A 21,985-nucleotide genomic window follows, 5' to 3' on the forward strand; every position below is an offset into this window, starting at 1 on the left:
TGTCCTGCTCGCTCCCCCTCAGCCCTTGGCCACGGCACGCAGCCGGTCCACCACGTCCGCGCGCAGCTCGGCCGGCTCCAGCACCACCACGTCCGGCCCGAACTCCACCAGCCAGGCGTCGAGCCCGTGGCCGTACGGAATCTCCAACTCGTCCCAACCGTCGCCGAGTTCCCGCACCGCCGTGGCCTTCGCCCGAAGGGGGTACCCCGCCTCGGAGCGCAGCCGGATCAGCGCGGAGCGGTCGGCGGTCTCGCCGGCCCAGCTCGCGACGGTCTCGCGGACGGTGACCACGTCGGGGACCTCGGCGGTGAAGGCGCCGTTACGGCTGCGCACTCGGCCGGTGATCCGGGACAGCCGGAAGACCCGCTCGGCACCCCGGTCGCGGTCCCAGCCGGCCAGGTACCAGTGGCCGCGCCAGCACTCCAGGGCCCAGGGCTCGATGTGCCGGGTCTCGGGGTGGGCGGCGGTGGCCTTGCGGTAGTCGAAGACGACCGGGCGGCGGTCGCGGCAGGCCAGCATCAGCGGTTCGAACGCCGCCTCGTGCACCGGGATACGGGGCTCCAGGGCGCCGTGGGCCTCGTACGGGTCCACGTCCTCGGGCAGCCCCGCCGCGCGCAGTTTCTGGAGCGCGCCGCTGGCCGCGCCCGCGAGCCGGGCCTGCTGCCACACCTTGGCGGCGAGACCGAGCGCGGCGGCCTCCTCGGCGTCGAGGGTGATGGGCGGGAGGCGGTTGCTGTCGCGCCGGGCGAGGTAGCCCATCTCGCCGTCGAGGTTCTCAACGGTCTCGATGACCAGGCCGAGTTCGCGCAGATCGTCCTTGTCTCGCTCGAACATCCGGCTGAAGGACTCGTCCGAGCTGGCTTCCAGATAGGCCTCGATGGACTCTCGCAGCTCACGCTTGCTGAGCGGCCGCCGGGTCCCGAGCAGACACAGCGCCAGGTTCATCAGCCGCTCGGCCTTCGCAATGGCCATCGACGCCCTTCGCCTCCCTGTGGTCCTTTACGACGATGACCGTACCGCCCCGAAGTGGCGTGGCAAAAGCCGAGGGCCCATGCCCGGACAGGCATGGGCCCCAGGTGATCGGGTCCGGTCGGAACCGATGGTCAGACGGCGACCAGGTCGACCACGAAGATCAGGGTCTCGCCCGGCTTGATCGCGGGGGTCGGGCTCTGGTTGCCGTAGGCGAGGTGCGCCGGGATGGTCAGCTGGCGGCGGCCGCCGACCTTCATGCCCTGCACGCCCTGGTCCCAGCCCTTGATGACCCGGCCGCCACCGAGCGGGAAGCGGAACGGCTGACCGCGGTTCCAGCTGGCGTCGAACTCCTCACCGGTGCTGAAGGCCACGCCCACGTAGTGGACGGTGACGGTCTGGCCCGCCTGCGCAACGGCGCCGTCGCCCTCCCAGATGTCCTTGATCTCGAGGTCCTTCGGGGCTTCGCCCTCGGGGAAGTCGATCTCGGGCTTCTCGATGCTCACGTCTCTGGCTCCTGCTTGTCTGCGGAAAGGCAACACGCACAGTCTTACACCCTGTGCGGCTTACATCTTCGCGAGGATGTCCACCGAGAAGACCAGCACGGAGTCCTTCTTGATGCCGCTGCCGGACGGCGGGTTGTCGCCGTAGCCCAGCTTGGGCGGGATGACGATGAGGACGCGGCTGCCGACCTTCTTGCCGGTCAGGCCCTGCGCCCAGCCCTTGACGACCTGCTGGAGCGAGAAGGACGTGAGCGCCTTGCGGCTGTACGTGGAGTCGAACTCCTTGCCGGTGTCCCACAGCACGCCCTTGTACTGCACGAGGACGGTGCTGTCCGCGGCGACCTTCTCGCCGTCGCCCTCGATGACGTACTCCGCGACCAGCTTGGTGGGCGCGTCCGTCTTGGGGACGTCGATGGAGGGTGCCTTGCCGTCGGTGTTGGTGCCGACCTTGGGCAGGCTCGCGTCGCTCTGCGCGGCGTTCGTGCCCTTCGCCGAGCTCGACGCGTTGAACGTGTCCTGGACGTCGACCACGAACACCAGCGTGTCGGTGCCCTTGATGCCCGCCTGCGAGTTGCCCGCCGTGCCGTACGCCCAGGTGGGCGGGATGGAGAACTCGACGCGGCTGCCGACCTTCTTGCCCGGCAGCGCATAGCGCCAGCCGTCGATGACGGTGCCCTGCGCGAGCTGGATGAACTCCGGGGCCTTGCGGTCGAAGGAGTTGGAGAAGTCCTTCGCCGAGCCCCAGACCTGGCCGAGGTAGTGGGCCAGGACGTAGTCGTTCTCCGCGACGGCTTTCCCGCTGCCGGCGATGACCGTCTTCACCGCGAGCTGCTTCGACGGGTCCCCGGTGGCCTTGGCGAGGGTGGGCTTCGTGCCGAACGTCGTGCCCGCCGTGATGGCCGGCAGCGGGCCGGCGACGATCTTCGGCGGGGGCGCCGCGGACGTGGCCGACGCGGAGGGCGACGCGCTGTCGCTCGCCTTGCTCGTGTCGGACTTCTTGTCGTCACCGCAGCCGGCGAGTGTGACCAGTCCTGCGGGTACGGCGATGAGTAGGGAGCGTCGGCGCACGGTTGGGGCCTCGTATCGGTCGATCTTGTGGATGGCGTGCGCGCAACTCTACGGCGTGAGAAGGGCGCCGCACTGGAAACGTACGGCGCCCGTGTTGCGTTCCGGCCTTTCACCGGAACGCGTTGCTCACATTCCCGCGATCAGCTTCTCCACCCGGTCGTCCACCGAACGGAACGGGTCCTTGCACAACACCGTGCGCTGCGCCTGGTCGTTGAGCTTGAGGTGGACCCAGTCGACGGTGAAGTCCCGGCGCTGTTCCTGGGCCCTGCGGATGAAGTCGCCGCGCAGCCGGGCCCGAGTGGTCTGCGGCGGAACGGACTTGCCCTCGAAGATCTTCAAGTCGTTGCAGATCCGGGCCGCTTGGCCCCTCTTCTCGAGCAGGTAGTACAGGCCACGACGCCGGTGGATGTCGTGGTAGGCGAGGTCTATCTGCGCGACCCGCGGGTGGGACATGGTCATGTTGTGCTTGGCCCGGTACCGCTCGATGAGCTTGTACTTCATGACCCAGTCGATCTCGGTGCCGATCCGGTCGAGGTCCTCGGCCTCGATCGCGTCCAGCGTGCGGCCCCACAGCTCCAGGACCTGCTCGACGGTGCCGGTGCGGATGCCGCGGCGCTCGACGAAGTCCACGGCCTTCTCGTAGTACTCGCGCTGCACCTCCAGCGCGGAGGCCTCGCGACCGCTGGCCAGGCGCACCTTGCGCCGGCCGGTGATGTCGTGGCTGACCTCGCGGATCGCCCGGATCGGGTTCTCCAGGGTCAGGTCGCGCATCACGGTGCCCGCCTCGATCATGCGCAGCACCAGGTCGGTGGCGCCGACCTTGAGCAGCATGGTCGTCTCGGACATGTTCGAATCGCCCACGATGACGTGCAGGCGGCGGTAGCGCTCGGCGTCCGCGTGCGGTTCGTCACGCGTGTTGATGATGGGCCGGGAGCGGGTCGTCGCCGAGGAGACGCCCTCCCAGATGTGCTCCGCGCGCTGGCTGACGCAGTAGACGGCCCCGCGCGGGGTCTGGAGCACCTTGCCCGCGCCGCACAGCAGCTGACGCGTGACGAGGAACGGAATGAGGATGTCCGCGAGCCGGGAGAACTCCCCGTGACGTGCGACGAGATAGTTCTCGTGACAGCCGTAGGAGTTCCCTGCCGAGTCGGTGTTGTTCTTGAAGAGGTAGACGTCGCCCGCGATTCCCTCCTCGTGCAGGCGTCGTTCGGCGTCTACCAGAAGCCCTTCCAGAATGCGTTCGCCGGCCTTGTCGTGGGTGACCAGTTCGGTCACGTTGTCACATTCGGGTGTCGCGTATTCCGGATGCGATCCCACGTCGAGATAGAGGCGGGCGCCGTTTCGCAGAAAGACGTTGCTGCTGCGGCCCCATGACACGACACGGCGGAAGAGGTACCGCGCCACCTCGTCGGGAGACAGGCGGCGCTGTCCCCTGAACGTACATGTGACGCCGTACTCGTTCTCCAGCCCGAAAATGCGGCGGTCCATGACTGAACATTACGCCCGATCCCCTGTGCTGAAACGGGGTTCGACCACACGGTTTGGATCATTTTCCGATGAAGCCGCAACCACCGCGTGCCCCGCGGGAGCTGCGAGGACCCGTCCGGTGGCCAGTAGAACCAGCAGCGACACACCCCCCGCGACGCCCGGTACGGCGAAGCCCCACACGGCCCCTCCGGCCTCTACGACCGGCCCCGCGAGGCCCGTTCCGACGGAGGAACCCACTGTGAACGTCGTCACAATCCAGGAGAACGCCTCGGTGACCGTGCCGCGCGGGGCGTGCCGGTCGACGAGCACGAAGGCGCACGCCAGACAGGGCGCGAGGAAGAGGCCCGCGACGGCCGTGAGCGCGGTCATGGCGACCGGGCCGGGCATCAGGGTGAGCGGCAGGTAACACACCGCCAGAAGGGCTACCAGGACCCGCAGTCGCCGCTCGGGCGGCCCGCTCCACTGACGCGCGCCGTACACGGTGCCGCCGACGAGCGCGCCGAGGCCGATGCCCGCCATCAGCCATCCGTACACCGCGTCCCCGCCGTGGTCGTCGGCGTACGCCACCGCGGCGACCGCGATGGAGCCGAGCGCCATGCCCACGGCCAGGAACGCGCCGAGCAGGACGAGCAGTCCGGGTGAGCGCAGGGCGCCGAGCCAGTGAGCCTCGCGCGGCGCCGAACGCCACGCGCGCGAGGGCGGCGAGACGACCACGGAGAGCGCGCCCAGCACGCCCACGACGTTGACGAGCACCAGGGCGGCCTGCGCCGACCACAGCGACACGCACAGGGTCACCAGCAACGGCCCGACGGTGAACATGACTTCCTGGGCGACGGCGTCCATCGCGTACGCCGTCTGCACCTGGCTCTCGCTGCGCAGCACCGAGGACCACAGCGCCCGCAGTCCGCCCTCCAGGGGCGGCGTGAAGAGCCCGGAGAGCGCCACGCACGCGTACGCGAGCCCCGCCGGTTCGGTCCCGGTGAAGGCGAACGCGGACATGGCGAGCGCGGAGGCGAGCGCGGCGGGCAGCTGGATGCGCGGCTGCCCGTACATGTCGACGAGCCGGCCGAGCAGCGGCTGCCCCACGGCGTTGGCGACGCCGTACACCGCGGCGAGCCCGCCGGCCAGGCTGTAGGAGCCGCCCTCGGCGCGCACGAACAGCACGATGGCGATCGCGGCGACGGCGCACGGCAGCCGGCCCACCAGCGTCCCGGCGAGCAGCCGGGCGGCGTGCCTGGTCCTGAGGATCTGCGCGTATCCCGCGGCCATGTCCGCTCCCTCTCACCCGCGACGCCGGGAGTTTTACGTATAACTTCCGCTCTCATACGTACCATGTGCGCTGTTCACGAGTCCATACGGAGTCGATACGAAGGAGCAGGCCGACGGTGGCACGAGGCAGCACCCGCCCCACCAGCCGTGACGTCGCCCAGGCCGCCGGCGTCTCCCAGGCGGCCGTCTCCCTGGTCCTCGGCGACAAGTGGCGGGGCCGCGTCTCCGAGACCACGGCGGAGCGCGTACGGGAAGCCGCACGCGACCTGGGCTACCGGCCGAACCTCGCCGCCCGCAACCTGCGCCTGGGCCGCACCAGGACCGTCCTCCTGGTCGTCCCGGCGCTCACCACGGAGTTCTTCGCGGGCGTCTACACGGGCGCCGCGCGCGTGGCCGCCGAGCACGGTTTCGGCGTGGTGCTGTACCCCTCCCCCGAGGGCATCGGCCCGGCCCGGGACCCCTTCGCGTCCGCACAGGCGGCCCTGGACGGCGTCATCGCCTCGTCGATGGCCGCCGACGCCCTCACGGCGATCCGCGGCGACCAGCTGCCCCTGGTGATGCTCGACAGCGACCCCGCGGGCAGCCTGGGCGCGGCGACGGTGAACCTGGACATCGCGGACGGTGTCCGGCAGGTCGCCGACCATCTGCTGGGCCTGGGCCACCGACGCTTCCTGCACCTGGCGGCGGACGTGCCGTCCTGGACCTTCGAGGTACGCGCGCGTGAGCTCGCCGCGCGCCTCGCCGCGGTGCCCGGCACGTCCGTCCGCACGACCCGCGCGCCGATCTCCATCGAGGACGCCCTGACCGCCGCCGAGGCGGCCCTCGCCGCACCCGGCCCCCGGCCCACCGCCCTGGTCTGCGACGACGACAAACTGGCGGCCGGCGCCTACAAGGCCGCCCGCCGCCTCGGCCTGCGCGTCCCGGACGACGTCTCGGTCACCGGCCTCGACGACCTCGCCCTGGCCACCGCGCTCGACCCGGAGCTGACGACCGTGCGCCTGGACGCCGAGCTGTTCGGCGAGCGGGGCATGCAGGCGCTGCTGGCGGTCCTGGAGGGCCGTACGCCCGAGGGCGGGGACATCCCGGTCGAGTTGGTCGTACGGGGCTCCACGGCGCCCCCGAACGGCTCCTGAACGCCCTGTGCCCCGGCCGGTGACCGGCCGGGGCACAGCAGGGTGAGGCTGAGCGGGTTACTCGTCGTCGGAGCTCTCGTCGTTCTCGGCGCCCTCGGCGCTCTCCGCTTCGGTGGCCGCTCCGCCGACCTCGAGGAGCCGGGCGAGCTGGCGGCCCACGATGCGCTTGAACTTGCGGGCCTGCGGGCGGGTGCGGTCCAGCACCGCGACCTCCAGGCGCTCGGCGGGGATCTCCCGCTGGGTGCCGTTCGACTCGCGGGACAGGGCCTGGACGGCGAGCTTGAGGGCGTCGGCCAGGGTCATGCCGTCCTGGTGGCGCTGGTCGAGGTAGTTGCTGATCAGCTCGGCGTTGCCGCCGACCGCGACCGAGCCGTGCTCGTCCACGATCGAGCCGTCGTGCGGCAGCCGGTAGATCTGGTCGCCGTCCGGCGTCTCGCCGACCTCGGCGACCACCAGCTCCACCTCGTACGGCTTCTCGCCCGTCGAGGAGAAGATGGTGCCCAGGGTCTGGGCGTAGACGTTGGCGAGACCGCGGGCGGTCACGTCGTCACGGTCGTAGGTGTAGCCGCGCAGGTCGGCGTAGCGGACGCCGCCGATGCGCAGGTTCTCGTACTCGTTGTACTTGCCGGCGGCCGCGAAGCCGATGCGGTCGTAGATCTCGCTGAACTTGTGCAGCGCGCGGGACGGGTTCTCGCCGACGAAGACGATGCCGTCGGCGTACTGCAGGACGACCAGGCTGCGTCCTCGGGCGATGCCCTTGCGGGCGTACTCGGCCCGGTCGGCCATGGCCTGCTGGGGTGAGACATAGAACGGCGTCGACACCGGTTATCCGTCCCTTTCTGTCGAGGTCAACTGGATCACCTTGATAGGAACCGGTCGCCGCTACAGCAGCGCGGCCCGGGGGCCGTCGGGCTGCTCCAGACGCCGCTCCAGCACGGAGCGGGCGATCTCGGAGGACTCGTCCTCGGTGAGCCGGCGGAAGCCGTCCTCGGTGATCACGGTGACGATCGGATAGATCCGGCGGGCGACGTCGGGACCACCGGTCGCCGAGTCGTCGTCTGCCGCGTCGTAGAGGGCCTGCACCACGAGGGTGGTGGCCTGGTCCTCGGTCAGGTCGGCACGGAAGAGCTTCTTCATGGCGCCGCGCGCGAAGATCGAGCCGGAGCCGGTGGCCGCGTAGTTGTGCTCCTCGCTACGGCCGCCCGTGACGTCGTAGGAGAAGATGCGGCCCTTCGCGCGGTCCACGTCGTAACCGGCGAACAGGGGCACCACGGCCAGGCCCTGCATGGCCATGCCGAGGTTGGAACGGATCATGGTCGACAGGCGGTTCGCCTTGCCCTCCAGGGACAGCTGCGCGCCCTCGACCTTCTCGAAGTGCTCCAGCTCCAGCTGGAACAGCTTGACCATCTCCACGGCGAGGCCCGCCGTGCCGGCGATGCCGACGGCCGAGTACTCGTCCGCCGGGAACACCTTCTCGATGTCCCGCTGTGCGATGACGTTGCCCATGGTGGCCCGGCGGTCACCGGCGAGCACGACACCGCCCGGGAAGGTCACACCGACGATCGTGGTGCCGTGCGGCGCCTCGATCACGCCCTGAGTGGGCGGCAGTTGCCGGTTGCCCGGGAGCATCTCCGGCTGGTGCGCGGAGAGAAAGTCCATGAACGAAGAGGATCCGGGCGTCAGGAAGGCAGCTGGCAGACGCCCGGTGCCACGAGTGTTGGCTTCCACGAGTTTCCTTCCACGTAAGAGCAGTTGGAGCACGGTATGCCACGGACCCTACCCGTCTTGCGAGGGTGATCCACATGTGATCCCGCACCCGTCAGGGGCCGTTTCGCCGCCGACGAAGGCTGCCCGCGGCCCGGCCCACCGGAACCGCGAGCAGCGCGTCGCCGTCTGCTCCCCGGCCACTCAGCACCTCGAACCCGTAAACCTGGGTTTCAAAGGCGAAGGTGACCTACTGTCCACCCTTTTGAACGAAGGAGCGCACGAAGTCCTCGGCGTTCTCCTCCAGCACGTCGTCGATCTCGTCCAGGACCGAGTCGACGTCGTCGGACAGCTTCTCGTGCCGCTCCTTGAGGTCCTCGGAGGCCTGCGCTTCCTGGGTCTCCTCCTCGACCTGCTCCGTCGAGTGCGTCGCCTTCTGCTGGCCGCCGCCGGTGTCCTTGGTTGCCATAACCCTCACCCCGCTCAGTTCGCCCGACATGGTCGACAGGTCGGCATTCCTGCCGATCGGTGATGATCAGACCCTACAAGCCGGGTCCGACAATGGCCCTGCAGTTTCTCCAACGTACGAGGACCACCTCGATGATTCCCGGACGGCGGACTTTCCACCCTGCCCGACCGAGGCCGTCCGGGTGCCCGCTCACCCGCCGGAGAGCACCCTGACCAGGTCTTCCGCCGTACGACAGCGGTCCAGTAGCTCCTTGACGTGATTTCGCGTTCCGCGAAGCGGTTCGAGGGTTGGCACGCGCTGGAGGGAGTCGCGGCCCGGGAGGTCGAAGATCACCGAGTCCCAGGAGGCGGCCGCGACGTCGTCCGCGTACTGCTCCAGGCAGCGTCCGCGGAAGTACGCGCGCGTGTCCTCCGGCGGCTTCGTGCGGGCCCGCTCGACGTCGCCCTCGTCCAGCAGGCGCTTCATGCGCCCACGGGCCGCCAGGCGGTTGTAGAGGCCCTTCTCGGACCGTACGTCGGCGTACTGGAGGTCGAGGAGGTGCAGCTTCGCGGCGTCCCAGTCGAGGCCGTCACGGCGCCGGTAGCCCTCCATGAGCTCTCGCTTGGCGACCCAGTCCAGCTCGCCGGCCAGGCTCATCGGGTCGTTCTCCAGCCGGTTGAGGGTGTCCTCCCAGCGGGCCAGGACGTCCTTGGTCTGCTCGTCCGCGTCCGCCCCGAACCGCTCCTCCACGTACTTGCGGGAGAGCTCGAAGTACTCCATCTGGAGCTGGACCGCGGTGAGCGTGCGGCCGCTGCGGAGCGTGACCAGGCGCTTGAGGGTGGGGTCGTGGGAGACCTGGTGCAGGGTGCGGACGGGCTGGTCCACCGCCAGGTCCACGGCGATGAAGCCGTCCTCGATCATGGACAGAACCAGCGCGGTCGTGCCCAGCTTGAGGTAGGTCGAGATCTCCGAGAGGTTCGCGTCGCCGATGATCACGTGCAGCCGACGGTACTTCTCGGCGTCCGCGTGGGGCTCGTCGCGGGTGTTGATGATCGGGCGCTTCAGGGTGGTCTCCAGGCCCACCTCGACCTCGAAGTAGTCGGCGCGCTGGCTGATCTGGAAGCCGTGCTCGTGGCCGTCCTGACCGATGCCGACGCGGCCCGCCCCGGTGACCACCTGGCGGGAGACGAAGAAGGGCGTGAGGTGGCGCACGATGTCCGAGAAGGGGGTCTCCCGCTTCATCAGGTAGTTCTCGTGCGTGCCGTAGGAGGCGCCCTTGTTGTCGGTGTTGTTCTTGTAGAGGTGGATCGGCTGGGCACCGGGCAGCTGGGCCGCGCGCTCGGCGGCCTCGGCCATGATCCGCTCGCCGGCCTTGTCCCAGAGGACGGCGTCCCGCGGGTTGGTGACCTCCGGAGCGCTGTACTCGGGGTGTGCGTGGTCGACGTAGAGCCGTGCGCCGTTGGTGAGGATCACGTTGGCGAGGCCGATGTCCTCGTCGGTGAGCTGGCTGGAGTCCGCGGCCTCGCGGGCGAGGTCGAAGCCCCGCGCGTCCCGCAGCGGGTTCTCCTCCTCGAAGTCCCAGCGGGCCCGCCGGGCCCGGTGCATCGCCGCCGCGTAGGCGTTGACGATCTGGGACGAGGTGAGCATGGCATTGGCGTTGGGGTGGCCGGGAACGGAGATGCCGTACTCCGTCTCGATGCCCATTACTCGCCGTACGGTCATGCGGCCCTCCTTGCCCGGCGGCGCCCTCGGTCGGGGGCGCCGCTCAAGTACCGCTGGCGCTCCGGTGCGTGTGCGGTGCCCGTCCCCGCACTGCGCGACTCGGCGGTACCGAAGAGCCTAGAACGGCTTTGCGCTGGTGGGGAGATCATTTGCGTCATTGCCTTGCTCGCCTTTGTTCCGGTTAGTTGCCTGAAAAACAGTCGGCTGCGGGTACCCCGGTGAGGGCACCCGCAGCCGCCCTGTTCGCTACAGGTACTGACCGGTGTTCGCCACCGTGTCGATGGAGCGTCCGGTGTCGGCGCCCTGCTTTCCGGTGATGAGGGTACGGATGTAGACGATCCGCTCGCCCTTCTTTCCGGAGATCCGGGCCCAGTCGTCCGGGTTGGTGGTGTTGGGCAGGTCCTCGTTCTCCTTGAACTCGTCCACGCAGGCCTGGAGGAGGTGGGAGACGCGCAGGCCCTTGGCGTTGTGGTCGAGGAAGTCCTTGATCGCCATCTTCTTGGCGCGCCCGACGATGTTCTCGATCATGGCGCCGGAGTTGAAGTCCTTGAAGTAGAGGACTTCCTTGTCACCGTTGGCGTAGGTGACCTCCAGGAAGCGGTTCTCCTCGGATTCCGCGTACATGTGCTCGACGGCCGTCTGGATCATGCTCTCGACGGTGGTCGTCTTGCTGCCGCCGTGCTCGCCGACGTCGTCGGCGTGCAGCGGAAGGCGCTCGGTGAGGTACTTGCCGAAGATGTCCTTGGCGGCCTCGGCGTCCGGACGCTCGATCTTGATCTTCACGTCCAGGCGGCCGGGACGCAGGATGGCGGGGTCGATCATGTCCTCACGGTTGGAGGCACCGATCACGACCACGTTCTGCAGGCCCTCGACACCGTCGATCTCGGCGAGCAGCTGCGGGACGATGGTGTTCTCCACGTCCGAGCTGACACCGGAGCCACGGGTGCGGAACAGCGACTCCATCTCGTCGAAGAAGACGATGACGGGCGTGCCCTCGCTGGCCTTCTCCCGGGCACGCTGGAAGACGAGGCGGATCTGCCGCTCGGTCTCACCGACGTACTTGTTCAGGAGCTCGGGGCCCTTGATGTTGAGGAAGAAGCTCTTGCCGGCGGCCTGACCGGTGACCTCGGCGACCTTCTTGGCCAGCGAGTTGGCGACGGCCTTGGCGATGAGCGTCTTGCCGCATCCGGGCGGCCCGTACAGCAGGACGCCCTTGGGCGGCCGCAGTTCGTGCTCCTTGAACAGGTCCGGGTAGAGGTACGGCAGCTCGACCGCGTCGCGGATGGCCTCGATCTGGCCGCCGAGGCCGCCGATCTGCTCGTACCCGATGTCGGGCACCTCTTCGAGGACGAGTTCCTCGACCTCGCTCTTCGGAACGATCTCGTAGACATAGCCGGAACGGGGTTCGAGCAGCAGGGCATCACCGGGGCGGATGTTGACGTCCAGCAGCGGCTCGGCGAGCCGTACCACCCGCTCCTCATCGGTGTGCCCGAGCACCAGGGCCCGCTCGCCGTCCTCGAGGATCTCCTTGAGGGTGACGATGTCCCCGACGCGCTCGAACTCCATGGCCTCGACCACGTTGAGCGCTTCGTTGAGCATCACTTCCTGGCCGCGCCGGAGCTCTTCGAGGTCGACGCTGGGGCTGACGTTCACCCGGAGCTTGCGGCCCCCGGTGAAGATGTCGGCGGTGCCGTCCTCGTTCGCTTCGAGAAACACGCCGAAGCCGGCCGGCGGCTGCGCGAGCCGGTCGACCTCCTCCTTGAGGGCCACGATCTGGTCGCGGGCCTCACGGAGCGTGTTGGCGAGTCGCTCGTTCTGGGCGGACACGCCGGCCAGGTTGGTCTGCAGCTCGACGATCCGCTCTTCGAGAATCCTCGTGTGTCGCGGAGAGTCGGCGAGCTTGCGCCGCAGGACGGCGATCTCCTGCTCAAGGTAGGCAATCTGCCCGGACGGGTCGTCGGACCCTCGTCCCGGGCGGATGCCGCGGTTCATGTCGTCGTCGTGGGCTGCCACGGTCCTCACCTCCTCCAAGGGGAGCTGGACGCTTCCAGACCCTACCTGGGTGGGTGTCGATTGAAACCCCTAGATCACAAAGACTGTCGAGGTGTGTCCGATCTTCACCCTTGCGCTCTCCCTCACGCCAGGGGAATACCCACCGAACATGATTGGGAAGCCGCCGAAGGTAGGGTCGAACTGTTCAACACCCGTCAGAGCTGGCCGGATTCCCGTCGGCCCGACACCGAGCGGCAGGAGACATGAGCGTGCAGCAGGAGGCCTTGGCCGACGGCGCGGAGCTGGAGGTCTGGATCGATCAGGACCTCTGTACCGGCGACGGCATCTGCGTCCAGTACGCGCCCGAGGTGTTCGAGCTGGACATCGACGGACTGGCCTACGTGAAGAGCCGGGACGACGAACTGCTGCAGGCCAAGGGCGCCACAACGCCCGTACCGCTGCCCCTTCTCACGGATGTCGTCGACTCCGCGAAGGAGTGCCCGGGCGACTGCATCCACGTACGGCGAGTTTCGGACAGGGTCGAGGTCTACGGACCGGACGCCGAGTGACCGTTTCGCCACGGCCTGTTACTACTGTCTGATTTCTCACAGGCGCGGGTTGCGCGACTCAGACGCTGTGGGCACCGGCAGATGTCGAGCGCACGAACGCGCCGTTCTTCCACTGCCACTTCGCGCTGTCGGTCTCGTCCGGGCAGCACCGCGGAACGTCGTCCGACGAGTAGCCCAGGACCGTCGCGAGGACGGCTCCGTCGCGCACCGCGAAGTCACTCACCGTGTCGCCCTTCTTGGGGTCGATCAGGGTGGCCACGACGCGGGGCCGGCCGTCCGACGCGCGCGTGAGGACGTAGACGCCGTCGGGCGGGGTGCCCATGGGGGCGTCGCAGTGCACCACGGCGACGGTCTCCGGATTGCCGTCCCCGTCGAGGTCCCCGGTGGCCTTCTTCTGCACGACGGCCTTCACCGGACCGCAGGTGATCGGGAAGTCGACGCCGGCGGTACCGGGAGCGGCGGCCGCGTGGGCCTGCTTCGTGCGGGCCGGGGCCGCCTGGGCCGCTGTCGCGGAGTTGGGCTGAAGGAGCGAGGAGAGTGCCATCACCCCGGCGACGGCCGTGGCGGTGGCGACCCAGTGGATCGGACGGGTGTGCGTGTGTGCCAGTTCCGGAACGGCGGATTGCTGCACTAGGAGTGTCTCCTGTGAGGGCTGTGCCGGTGGGGGTGGCACGCATCGTGCCACACGTCACAGTGCGGGGAAACGGCGGGGTCCGGGGTTACGAACACGGGCGCCGGGATCGTGCGGTTTGTGACGCGGTGTCGGGTCTGATGTCGGGCGTCGTGCCGGACCTGGCGTCAACAGAAAGGCGCTGCGGCCGAGTTCCGGAGGGTTCCCGGGAACTCGGCCGCAGCGTTCGTGCGTTGACCGCGGTACGCGGTCGCGTCAGCGACCGCCGCCGTCCGCGTTGGGTCCGGCGTAGTCCTCGCCGTAGGCGCCCTTGGCGGGGCGGCGGCGGCGCATGGGCGGCTCGACGCCGTCCGCGAGGCGGCGGGCGGTGAGCAGGAAGCCGGTGTGGCCGATCATCCGGTGGTCCGGGCGGACGGCCAGGCCCTCGATGTGCCAGTTGCGGATCATCGACTCCCAGGCGGTCGGCTCGTTGAAGGAGCCGATCTCGCGGATGGACTCGACGGTCCGGGCGAGCTGGGTGGTGGTCGCCACGTAGCAGCACAGGATGCCGCCGGGGACGAGCGCCTTGGAGACGGCCTCCAGACACTCCCAGGGGGCCAGCATGTCGAGGATGACGCGGTCGACGTCCGTGTCGGACAGGTTGTCCTGGAGGTCGCCGACGGTGAGCTGCCACGCGGGGTGCGGGCCGCCGAAGTACCGCTCCACGTTCTGCTGGGCGATCTCCGCGAAGTCCTCGCGGCGCTCGTAGCTGTGCAGCATGCCCTGGTCGCCGATGGCGCGCAGCAGGAAGCTGCTGAGCGAGCCGGAGCCGACACCGGCCTCCACGACGCGCGCGCCGGGGAAGATGTCGGCGAAGGCGAGGATCTGCCCCGCGTCCTTCGGGTATACGACGGCTGCCCCGCGGGGCATGGACAGGACGTAGTCGGGGAGCAGGGGGCGCAGCGCGAGGTAGGCGACGTTCCCGGTGGTGCGGACAACGCTGCCCTCGGGAGCACCGATCAGTTCGTCGTGCGGGAAGGAACCCTTGTGGGTGTGGAAGTTCTTCCCGGCCTCGAGCGTGAACGTGTAGTGGCGACCCTTGGGGTCGGTCAGCTGAACCTGGTCCCCGACCTTGAAGGGCCCGCGCCTGCGGGCGGCACCGGTCGGTTCGGACATGTGAACAGACTACCGGGGTTTGGCAGGGCCGCCGACCACTAGGACGGTCTGGCCATGGCCTTCACGAACGCCCGCTCCACGTCCGCCGCGGACAGTACGCCGTAGATCTCACCCGTCTCCTCGACCACCAGGTACTCCGTGGCCGGGGTGGCGCGCAGGACGTCCAGGAGGTCCTCGCCCGCCAGTTCCGCGGAGACGCGCATGCCGTCCGTCAGGTCCTGGGCGAGGCCGCTGACGGCGACCCAGGGGCGGCGGTGTTCCGGTACGCCGACGATGGCGGCCTCGCGGACCAGGGAGAGGGGCGTGCCCTCGGAGTCGACGACGACCAGGGCGCGGGCACCGGCGGCGTTGGCACGGCGCAGGGCCTCGGAGAGCGGGGTGTCGGTCTCGACGGGGACCGCGCGGCGGGTGAGGTTGCGGGCGCGCAGCTCCGGCAGGTGCTCCCGGAGCCGGGCCATACGGAGGCTGTTGCCGGCGCCGGTCCAGATGATCGCGGCGAGGATCGCGGCGAGCAGCGCGTCGGTGACGGTGTCCATGCCGACGCTGTCCTCGGCGGTGGAGCCCAGCGCGCCGGACTGGGTGAGCAGCGGGAGGCCGATCAGGACGGAGACGGCGAGGGCACGGCCGACCCACGCGGCGGCGATGGTGCCGCTCATCGGACGGCCGGTGATCTTCCAGACGACCGCGCGGAGCATCCGGCCGCCGTCGAGGGGCAGGCCGGGGAGGAGGTTGAAGGCGGCCACGATGAGGTTGGAGATCATCAGGCCGGCCAGCAGCACGCCGGGTACGGTGCCGGGCTCCACGGGGAGCAGGGCGACGTAGAAGAGACCGGCGAGGACGAGGGAGAGCAGCGGGCCGACGAAGGCCAGCCAGAACTCCCTGCCCGGGGTCTCGGCCTCCTTCTCGATCTCCGAGACGCCGCCGAAGAACTGGAGCTGGATGCGGCGGACCGGGAGCTTGAAGCGGAGGGCGGCGACCGTGTGGGCGAGTTCGTGGACCAGGACGGAGGCGTAGAAGGCGACCGCGAAGAAGAGGGCGACGAGGTAACGGGTGACGCCGAGTTCGGGCAGCACCCGGTCGAGCTGGCCGCCGAACACCCAGGTGATCAGCGCGGCTACGAGGAACCAGCTGGGGGCGACGTAGACGGGCACGCCGAAGGGGCGGCCCATGAGGAGACCGCCGCGGGGGGATTCGGGGCGCTGGGGCGGGGGGTTCTTCGCGCCGGAGTGGGCGAGCGAGCGGTCGGGGTGGGAGTCGTGGTCACGGTCGGCCGCGAAGGGGTGGTCGTCCGCGGCGGGAGGGGTGCGGTCGGCCCGCGTGTCAGCGGCGGGAGGGGTGCCGTCGGCCGGCGTGTCAGCTGTGGGCCGGTGCGGGTCGTCCCCGTCGCCCTGCCCGACCCCACTGCCGCCCCGCCCGGCCTCGCTCCCGTCCTGCCTCGCCGCGCCGCCACTCCGCCCGGCCCCGCTCACATCCTGCCTCGCCGCGCCGCCACTCCGCCCGGCCTCGCTCCCGTCCTGCTCGCTCGCGCTCCCGGGCCCCGGGGTGTTCCCGTCCTGCTGCTGTGCGGCCTCGTGGACGACGGTGCTCTCGGTCTGGTTCTCGGGGGTGCTGCCGGTCGTCGGGGCGTCTTCCTTGGGGTCCGGCTCGGTCGGGTCGGTGGTCGGGGCCTCTGCCGTGTTGCCCGTGTTGCCCATCTCGGGGTCCCCCTCGGCGGTGTTCCTCGTCGTGGTGGACCGGTGCGGGTCCGTGGGGTGGTGGTCGGCCGGGGTGGATGAGGGGGTGGCCGGGGCCGCAGGCCCTGCGTGGTGGTCGGCCCGTTCGTCGGTGCCGGGCCGCGGCTGCCCGCTCCCGCCGCTCTGGTCCACGGTGTCCCCTCGTTCGAAGCGTCCTCCGCGCCTGCCGGGCGGAGGGGTCTCGGGTCGATGGTATGCGGCAGTCGCGACGCGTTCCGCCCCGGCACCCCCTGTGTTTCCTCACCCGTCGCACGCGTCACGGCCGCGGCTGGGTCACTGTCAGTGGCGGGCCGTAAGGTCTGGGGCATGGAGACGAGCGCGGAGGGCGCGGCGCAGGCCCCCAACAGCGGTACGGCGCAGGCGGAGGCGCCGGCCATCGCCGAGCCCACAGTGGTGGCGGCGGCCGAGGTCGCCACGGCCGGTACGGAGACAGTGGTGGACGGGGCAGCGGCCCCCGCGACGCGGCCTGTCGCCATAGCGCCCGCCAGTCTCTCCCCGTCCCGTGCCAACGACTTCATGCAGTGCCCGCTGCTGTACCGGTTCCGGGTGATCGACCGGCTGCCGGAGAAGCCGAGCGAGGCGGCGACCCGGGGCACGCTCGTACATGCCGTGCTCGAGCGGCTCTTCGACGCGCCGGCCGGGGAGCGGACCGCGCCGCGGGCCAAGTCGCTGATCCCCGGGCAGTGGGACCGGCTCAGGGAGAAGCGGCCCGAGGTCGTGGAGCTGTTCGAGGACGATCCCGAAGGGGAGCGGCTCGCGCGGTGGCTGGGCGAGGCCGAGCAGCTCGTGGAGCGGTGGTTCACGCTGGAGGACCCGACCCGGCTGGAGCCCGCCGAGCGGGAGATGTTCGTCGAGGCGGAGCTGGAGTCCGGGCTGACGCTGCGCGGGATCATCGACCGGGTGGACGTGGCGCCCACCGGCGAGGTGCGGATCGTCGACTACAAGACGGGCAAGGCGCCCCGGCCCGAGTACGCCGAAGGCGCGCTGTTCCAGATGAAGTTCTACGCGCTGGTGGTGTGGCGCCTGAAGAACGTCGTGCCGCGCCGGCTCCAGCTCGTGTACCTCGGCAGCGGGGACGTGCTGACGTACGACCCGGTCCTCGCCGACCTGGAGCGTGTCGAGCGCAAGCTGCTCGCCCTGTGGGAGGCGATCCGGCAGGCGACGGAGACGGGCGAGTGGCGCCCCCGCCCGACCAAGCTGTGCGGCTGGTGCGACCACCAGGCCCACTGCCCGGAGTTCGGCGGCACTCCCCCGCCCTATCCGTTGCCGGTGAGGGCGGTCGGGTCCGTGGACGTCCCGCAGGGCAGAATGGGGCCGGACTAGCGAAGGAGACTTACGTGGCCATCCGCGTCCTACTGGTCGACGACCAGCCGCTGCTGCGTACCGGCTTCCGGATGATCCTGGAGGCCGAGCAGGACATCGCGGTCGTCGGCGAGGCCGGAGACGGCCTCCAGGCCCTGGACCAGGTGCGGGCACTACAGCCCGACGTGGTTCTGATGGACATCCGGATGCCCCGGATGGACGGCGTGGAGGCGACCCGGCAGATCACCGGGCCGGGGCGGGACGGCCCGGCGAAGGTGCTGGTGCTGACCACCTTCGATCTCGACGAGTACGTGGTGGAGGCGCTGCGAGCGGGTGCCAGTGGCTTCCTGCTGAAGGACGCGCCGGCCAACGAGCTGGTGCAGGCGATCCGCGTGGTGGCCGCCGGCGAGGCGATGCTGGCGCCGAGCATCACCCGGCGGCTGCTGGACAAGTACGCCACCCACCTGCCGTCCGGCGACGAGCCCGTGCCGGACACGCTGCACACGCTCACCGACCGCGAGGTGGAGGTGCTGAAGCTGGTGGCCCGCGGGCTGTCCAACGCCGAGATCGCTGCCGACCTGTTCGTCAGCGAGACCACCGTCAAGACACATGTCGGGCACGTGCTCACCAAGCTGGGCCTGCGCGACCGGGTGCAGGCCGCGGTGTACGCGTACGAGAGCGGGCTGGTGCGCCCCGGCGCACAGTAGCCAAGCAGTAGTCGTACGAGAAGAAAGGGCGCCCCCTTCCGGAGGGCGCCCTCTTCTTGTGTGCGGTCTTCTGGTGTGCGGTCTTCTGGTGTGCGGTGCGGGTCAGCCCTTGCTGAGTTCCCAGAAGCGGAAGACCGTCGAGGCGTCGAGGCAGTACTCGAGGCCGTAGACGTTCTCGCGGGTCACCGCGTACTGCTTGGCCTGCCAGACCGGGAGGACGGGCAGCTGCTCGGCGACGATGTCCTGGAGCCTGGCGTAGTCGTTGTCGGTCGCGGCGCGGTCGCTCTCGGCGGCGGTGCGCGGAATGAGCGTGCCGGTGATGGTGCTGTTGGTGTAGTTGTTGCTCAGCACGTTGCCCTTGCCGAAGAAGGGGGCCGTGAAGTTGTCGGCGTCCGGGTAGTCCGGCACCCAGCCCTTCACGTACACGCCGTACTTGCCCTTGGCGATGTCCTTCTCGTACTGGTCGAAGGCGACCGACTTCACGTCCGCGTCGAACAGGCCGCTGTCGTTCAGCTGGCCCGCGATCGCCTTCAACTCCTGGTCGGTGGCCGGGCCGTAGCGCGACGGGGTGGACCAGAGGGTCAGCTTGACCTTGCCGGTGATGCCGTCCGCCTTCAGGGCGGCCGCGGCCTTGGTCGGGGAGGGGCTGGCGCCGTAGGTGTCGAAGAAGGCCGTGTTGTGGCCCGCGATGCCCGCCGGGATGATCGAGTACAGCGGGGTGGCGGTGCCCTGGTAGACGTCCTTGATGAGGGCGTCGCGGTCGATCAGGTAGGCGATGGCCTTGCGTACGCCGAGCTTTCCGGTGACCGGGTCGTCCATGTTGAAGACCAGGTGCTGGACCTCGGCGCTGCTGCCCTCGACGACCTCGGTCTGCGAGTCGTTGTCGGAGTTCTGGATGTCGGCGATGTCGCTCGCGGTGAGGCCCCGGAAGGCGATGTCGATCTTGTTGTCCTGGAGGGCCTTCTTCAGCGCGTTCTGGGAGCCGTGGAAGAGCTTCATGGTGACGCCGGAGTTCTTCACCTTGGCGGTGCCCTTGTAGTTCTCGTTGACCGAGAAGACGGCCTTGTCGTCGCCGAACGAGTCCAGCTTGTACGGGCCGGAGCCGACCGCCTTGCCGTCCTCCCGCAGCTTGTTCCCGTCGTACTGGGTGTGGTCGACGATGGAGCCCGCGGCGGAGGCGATCTTGCTCGGGAAGGTGGCGTCGGGCACCGTCAGCCGGAAGACGACGGTCTTCTCGTCCGGCGTCTCGACCTTGTCGAGCATCGAGAACAGGATCGCCGGACCGGCGTCGTCGTTGATCTTCAGCGTGCGGTCGAAGGAGAACTTGACGTCCTGTGAGGTGAGCTTGTCACCGTTGCTGAACTTCAGGCCGTCCTTCAGCGTGCACTTGTACACCTTGGTCGAGGTGTCCGTGAAGGCGCACGACTCGGCTGCGTCCGGCTCCGGTTCGGTGCCACCGTTGGGGAAGGTGAGCAGCGACTGGAAGACGTTGTTGAACAACAGCCAGGAGCCGGGGTCGTAGCCGGAGGCCGGGTCGGTGGCCTGGACGTCGTCGGACATCCCCACGACCACGGAGGACCCGGTCCCCCCGGAATCGCCACTGCCCGAGCCGCAGCCCGTCAGCAGGCCGGAGGCCAGCCCCGCCACCGCGGTCAGGACCGGCCACTGGTTGCGCATCTTCACTGCTTGTGCCTTGTCGTCGGTTGTCGGGAAACCGGGGCCACCGTCCCTGGGGCCCCGGGCACGAGGAAGGTCAGTTGCTCACGCCGCGGCCGAGCTCCCACAGCTGGAGGGTCGAGGAGGAGTTGAGCGCGTACGCCGTCCCCGTCACGTCGTCGCGGGCGGCGACGTACTGCTTGCCCTGCCACAGCGGCAGGATCGGGACGTCGTCCGCGACGGCGTCCTGGATCGCGGTGAGGCTGGAGGAGGCGGCGATCCGGTCGGCCTCGCGGCGGGACTCCGGGATCAGCGAGTTGATGATCCGGCTGTTCCGGTACGGCAGCTTGAGGAAGTTGTCCGCGTCGAGGAACGGCGCGAGGTAGTTGTCGGCGTCCGGGAAGTCCGGGAACCAACCCATGCCCCAGACGTCGTACTCGCCCTTGCGCTCGGCCGGGATGAACGCGTCCCACTTCGCGCCCTCGATGCTGACGTCGAACAGCCCGCTGTCGTTGAGCTGCTTCTTCAGGACCTCGAACTCCTTGGCCGTGGCGGAGCCGTAGTGGTCGGTCGTGTAGTGCAGCGTCAGCTTGACCGGGGAGGTGATGCCGGCCTTGGTCAGCAGAGACTTGGCCTTGCTGACACTCGGGTCACCGTACTTGTTGAAGAACGAGTTGGAGTGGCCGGTGATGCTCGCGGGGACCAGCGAGTAGAGCGGCTCGGCCTGGGTGCCGTACACCTTGGAGACGATCTCGCCACGGTTGATCAGCTGGGCCATCGCCTGGCGTACGGCCTTGTTCTTCACCGTCGCGGCGTCGGTGTTGAACGCGAGGTAGCGGATCTCCAGGCCGGACATCTCGACCAGGTCGGCGTTCTCGTCCGAGCCGTCGGACAGCTTCTTGATCAGCTCCGGCGACATCGTGCGGGTCATGACGTCGATGTCACCCTTGTCGAGCGCGGTGCTCATCGCGTCGGCGTCCGAGTAGGAGACCATCTCCACCTTGGAGTTGTTCACCGTCAGCGTCCCCTTGTAGTTGGGGTTCTTGGTGAAGGTGGCCTTGACGATCTCGTCGTTCTTCACGTCGGCCGAGAAGGTGTAGGGCCCGGAGCCGTCGACGTCGAAGCCGTCACGGAGCTTGTTCTTCTCGTAGTCGTCGGGGTTGACGATGCCGGCGACCGGGGTCGTCAGCTTGTACGGGAAGGTGGCGTCGGCGGTCTTGAGGTGGAAGATGACCTGGTTGTCGCCCTGTGTCTCGACGGTGTCGATGGTGGACAGCAGGCCGACCGGGCCGCCCTCGGCGTTGATGGCGCGGGCGCGGTCGATGGAGTACTTCACGTCGGCCGCGGTGATCTTGTCGCCGTTGGCGAACTTGAGACCGTCGCGCAGGGTGCAGGCGTAGCGCTCGTTGCCGCTGTCGGTGAAGCCGCACTTCTCGGCGGCCTCGGGCACCGGATCGCCCTCGCCCTTCGGCACGATCATCAGGGTCTGAACGGTCTGGCGCAGGATGTTCCAGGCGCCGATGTCGTACGCGTACGCGGGGTCCAGCGGCGCGGGGGCGTCCTTGGTCGCGGTGAACCGGTCCGTGGTGCCGACGACGATGTCACCGGAACCGCCACTGCCGCTGTCGGAGCCACCACAGGCGGCGAGCACGGGTGCGAGCAGGCCGACCACGGCCGGCAGCACCAAAGTCTTGCGGTTCATGCTCGTGATACTCCAGAGCTGTTCAGGTCCGTGTATCCGGCATGCAGGGGTGTCGCGGGCGGATCACGGGGGTAGCGGCGATGTTCTCGCCATGAGATTAGTCCGCACCAGCACGGGGGTTCGCGGTCACCGGAGTTGAGCACCCATCACGCAGCGAAACCGGGTGTGGACAGACCGAAAACCCGACGGGGGAAGGATTCGTGCAGCTTTCCATGAATCGGGACACAAGGGCGC

Annotated in this window: 20 protein-coding genes; 4 read left to right on the forward strand and 16 right to left on the reverse strand. The window is 69.3% G+C overall.

Annotated features, from left to right (window positions below):
• Positions 1-18: 18 nt before the first annotated feature.
• The 5 genes from ACQEWB_RS09035 to ACQEWB_RS09055 all read right to left on the reverse strand — a co-directional run bounded on the left by ACQEWB_RS09035 (position 19) and on the right by ACQEWB_RS09055 (position 5,297).
• Positions 19-972, reverse strand: a complete 954-nt coding sequence (locus ACQEWB_RS09035) for a helix-turn-helix transcriptional regulator (protein WP_432828860.1) — start codon at positions 970-972, stop codon at positions 19-21.
• A gap of 131 nt (positions 973-1,103) precedes the next feature.
• Positions 1,104-1,475 (reverse strand): FKBP-type peptidyl-prolyl cis-trans isomerase, encoded by a 372-nt coding sequence (locus ACQEWB_RS09040; protein ID WP_432828862.1) that lies wholly within the window; start codon positions 1,473-1,475, stop codon positions 1,104-1,106.
• A 60-nt stretch (positions 1,476-1,535) separates the two neighbouring features.
• On the reverse strand, positions 1,536-2,540 hold the full coding sequence (locus ACQEWB_RS09045; protein WP_432828864.1) for an FKBP-type peptidyl-prolyl cis-trans isomerase: 1,005 nt from the start codon (positions 2,538-2,540) through the stop codon (positions 1,536-1,538).
• A gap of 126 nt (positions 2,541-2,666) precedes the next feature.
• Entirely contained in the window at positions 2,667-4,028 is a 1,362-nt protein-coding gene (gene pafA, locus ACQEWB_RS09050) for a Pup--protein ligase (protein WP_432828866.1), read from the reverse strand.
• A 9-nt stretch (positions 4,029-4,037) separates the two neighbouring features.
• Positions 4,038-5,297 (reverse strand): MFS transporter, encoded by a 1,260-nt coding sequence (locus tag ACQEWB_RS09055; protein ID WP_432828868.1) that lies wholly within the window; start codon positions 5,295-5,297, stop codon positions 4,038-4,040.
• 116 nt (positions 5,298-5,413) lie between these two features.
• On the opposite strand from ACQEWB_RS09055, the gene ACQEWB_RS09060 reads away from it, so the two are divergent.
• Entirely contained in the window at positions 5,414-6,430 is a 1,017-nt protein-coding gene (locus ACQEWB_RS09060) for a LacI family DNA-binding transcriptional regulator (RefSeq protein WP_432828870.1), read from the forward strand.
• A 57-nt stretch (positions 6,431-6,487) separates the two neighbouring features.
• On the opposite strand, the gene prcA is transcribed toward ACQEWB_RS09060, so the two are convergent.
• From prcA to arc, 6 genes are all read right to left on the reverse strand, one after another.
• Positions 6,488-7,252 carry a proteasome subunit alpha gene (gene prcA, locus ACQEWB_RS09065; RefSeq protein ID WP_432828872.1) on the reverse strand — a complete coding sequence of 255 codons (765 nt, stop codon included), beginning with the start codon at positions 7,250-7,252 and terminating at the stop codon, positions 6,488-6,490.
• 60 nt (positions 7,253-7,312) lie between these two features.
• Positions 7,313-8,158, reverse strand: coding sequence for a proteasome subunit beta (gene prcB, locus ACQEWB_RS09070; protein ID WP_432828874.1), 846 nt, complete (start codon positions 8,156-8,158; stop codon positions 7,313-7,315).
• On the reverse strand, positions 8,110-8,232 hold the full coding sequence (locus tag ACQEWB_RS09075; RefSeq protein WP_432828876.1) for a hypothetical protein: 123 nt from the start codon (positions 8,230-8,232) through the stop codon (positions 8,110-8,112). Before ACQEWB_RS09075 ends, prcB begins: the two co-directional genes overlap by 49 nt.
• Positions 8,233-8,384: 152 nt before the next feature.
• Positions 8,385-8,603: a ubiquitin-like protein Pup gene (locus ACQEWB_RS09080; protein WP_432828878.1), complete on the reverse strand. Its 219-nt coding sequence runs from the start codon at positions 8,601-8,603 to the stop codon at positions 8,385-8,387.
• 189 nt (positions 8,604-8,792) lie between these two features.
• Positions 8,793-10,304 carry a depupylase/deamidase Dop gene (dop, locus tag ACQEWB_RS09085; protein ID WP_432828880.1) on the reverse strand — a complete coding sequence of 504 codons (1,512 nt, stop codon included), beginning with the start codon at positions 10,302-10,304 and terminating at the stop codon, positions 8,793-8,795.
• A gap of 246 nt (positions 10,305-10,550) precedes the next feature.
• Positions 10,551-12,317, reverse strand: coding sequence for a proteasome ATPase (arc, locus tag ACQEWB_RS09090; protein ID WP_432828882.1), 1,767 nt, complete (start codon positions 12,315-12,317; stop codon positions 10,551-10,553).
• A gap of 242 nt (positions 12,318-12,559) precedes the next feature.
• Here arc and ACQEWB_RS09095 point away from each other — a divergent pair, with 242 nt between their 5' ends.
• The gene (locus tag ACQEWB_RS09095; RefSeq protein ID WP_432828884.1) at positions 12,560-12,865 is read left to right on the forward strand and encodes a ferredoxin; all 306 of its coding nucleotides are present in this window, start codon (positions 12,560-12,562) and stop codon (positions 12,863-12,865) included.
• Between the two features lie 58 nt (positions 12,866-12,923).
• Here ACQEWB_RS09095 and ACQEWB_RS09100 read toward each other — a convergent pair whose 3' ends face one another.
• The 3 genes from ACQEWB_RS09100 to ACQEWB_RS09110 all read right to left on the reverse strand — a co-directional run bounded on the left by ACQEWB_RS09100 (position 12,924) and on the right by ACQEWB_RS09110 (position 16,516).
• A complete protein-coding gene (locus tag ACQEWB_RS09100; protein WP_432828886.1) occupies positions 12,924-13,496 on the reverse strand; it encodes a hypothetical protein in 573 nt (190 codons plus the stop codon).
• A 255-nt stretch (positions 13,497-13,751) separates the two neighbouring features.
• Positions 13,752-14,651: a tRNA (adenine-N1)-methyltransferase gene (locus tag ACQEWB_RS09105; RefSeq protein WP_432828888.1), complete on the reverse strand. Its 900-nt coding sequence runs from the start codon at positions 14,649-14,651 to the stop codon at positions 13,752-13,754.
• Positions 14,652-14,689: 38 nt separating this feature from the next.
• The gene (locus ACQEWB_RS09110) at positions 14,690-16,516 is read right to left on the reverse strand and encodes a site-2 protease family protein (RefSeq protein WP_432828890.1); all 1,827 of its coding nucleotides are present in this window, start codon (positions 16,514-16,516) and stop codon (positions 14,690-14,692) included.
• 174 nt (positions 16,517-16,690) lie between these two features.
• Here ACQEWB_RS09110 and ACQEWB_RS09115 point away from each other — a divergent pair, with 174 nt between their 5' ends.
• Together ACQEWB_RS09115 and ACQEWB_RS09120 are read left to right on the forward strand one after the other, a co-directional pair.
• Complete coding sequence (locus tag ACQEWB_RS09115; RefSeq protein ID WP_432828892.1) at positions 16,691-17,707, forward strand: RecB family exonuclease; 1,017 nt, start codon at positions 16,691-16,693, stop codon at positions 17,705-17,707.
• A gap of 14 nt (positions 17,708-17,721) precedes the next feature.
• Positions 17,722-18,393: a response regulator gene (locus ACQEWB_RS09120; RefSeq protein WP_020141342.1), complete on the forward strand. Its 672-nt coding sequence runs from the start codon at positions 17,722-17,724 to the stop codon at positions 18,391-18,393.
• 102 nt (positions 18,394-18,495) lie between these two features.
• Here ACQEWB_RS09120 and ACQEWB_RS09125 read toward each other — a convergent pair whose 3' ends face one another.
• Both ACQEWB_RS09125 and ACQEWB_RS09130 read right to left on the reverse strand, forming a co-directional pair.
• Positions 18,496-20,076, reverse strand: a complete 1,581-nt coding sequence (locus tag ACQEWB_RS09125) for an ABC transporter substrate-binding protein (RefSeq protein ID WP_432828895.1) — start codon at positions 20,074-20,076, stop codon at positions 18,496-18,498.
• Positions 20,077-20,146: 70 nt separating this feature from the next.
• Positions 20,147-21,751, reverse strand: coding sequence for an ABC transporter substrate-binding protein (locus ACQEWB_RS09130; RefSeq protein WP_432828897.1), 1,605 nt, complete (start codon positions 21,749-21,751; stop codon positions 20,147-20,149).
• Positions 21,752-21,985 lie beyond the last annotated feature (234 nt).

Origin of the sequence: Streptomyces sp. CA-249302 (assembly GCF_050936785.1) — a bacterium.
Lineage (GTDB): Bacteria > Actinomycetota > Actinomycetes > Streptomycetales > Streptomycetaceae > Streptomyces.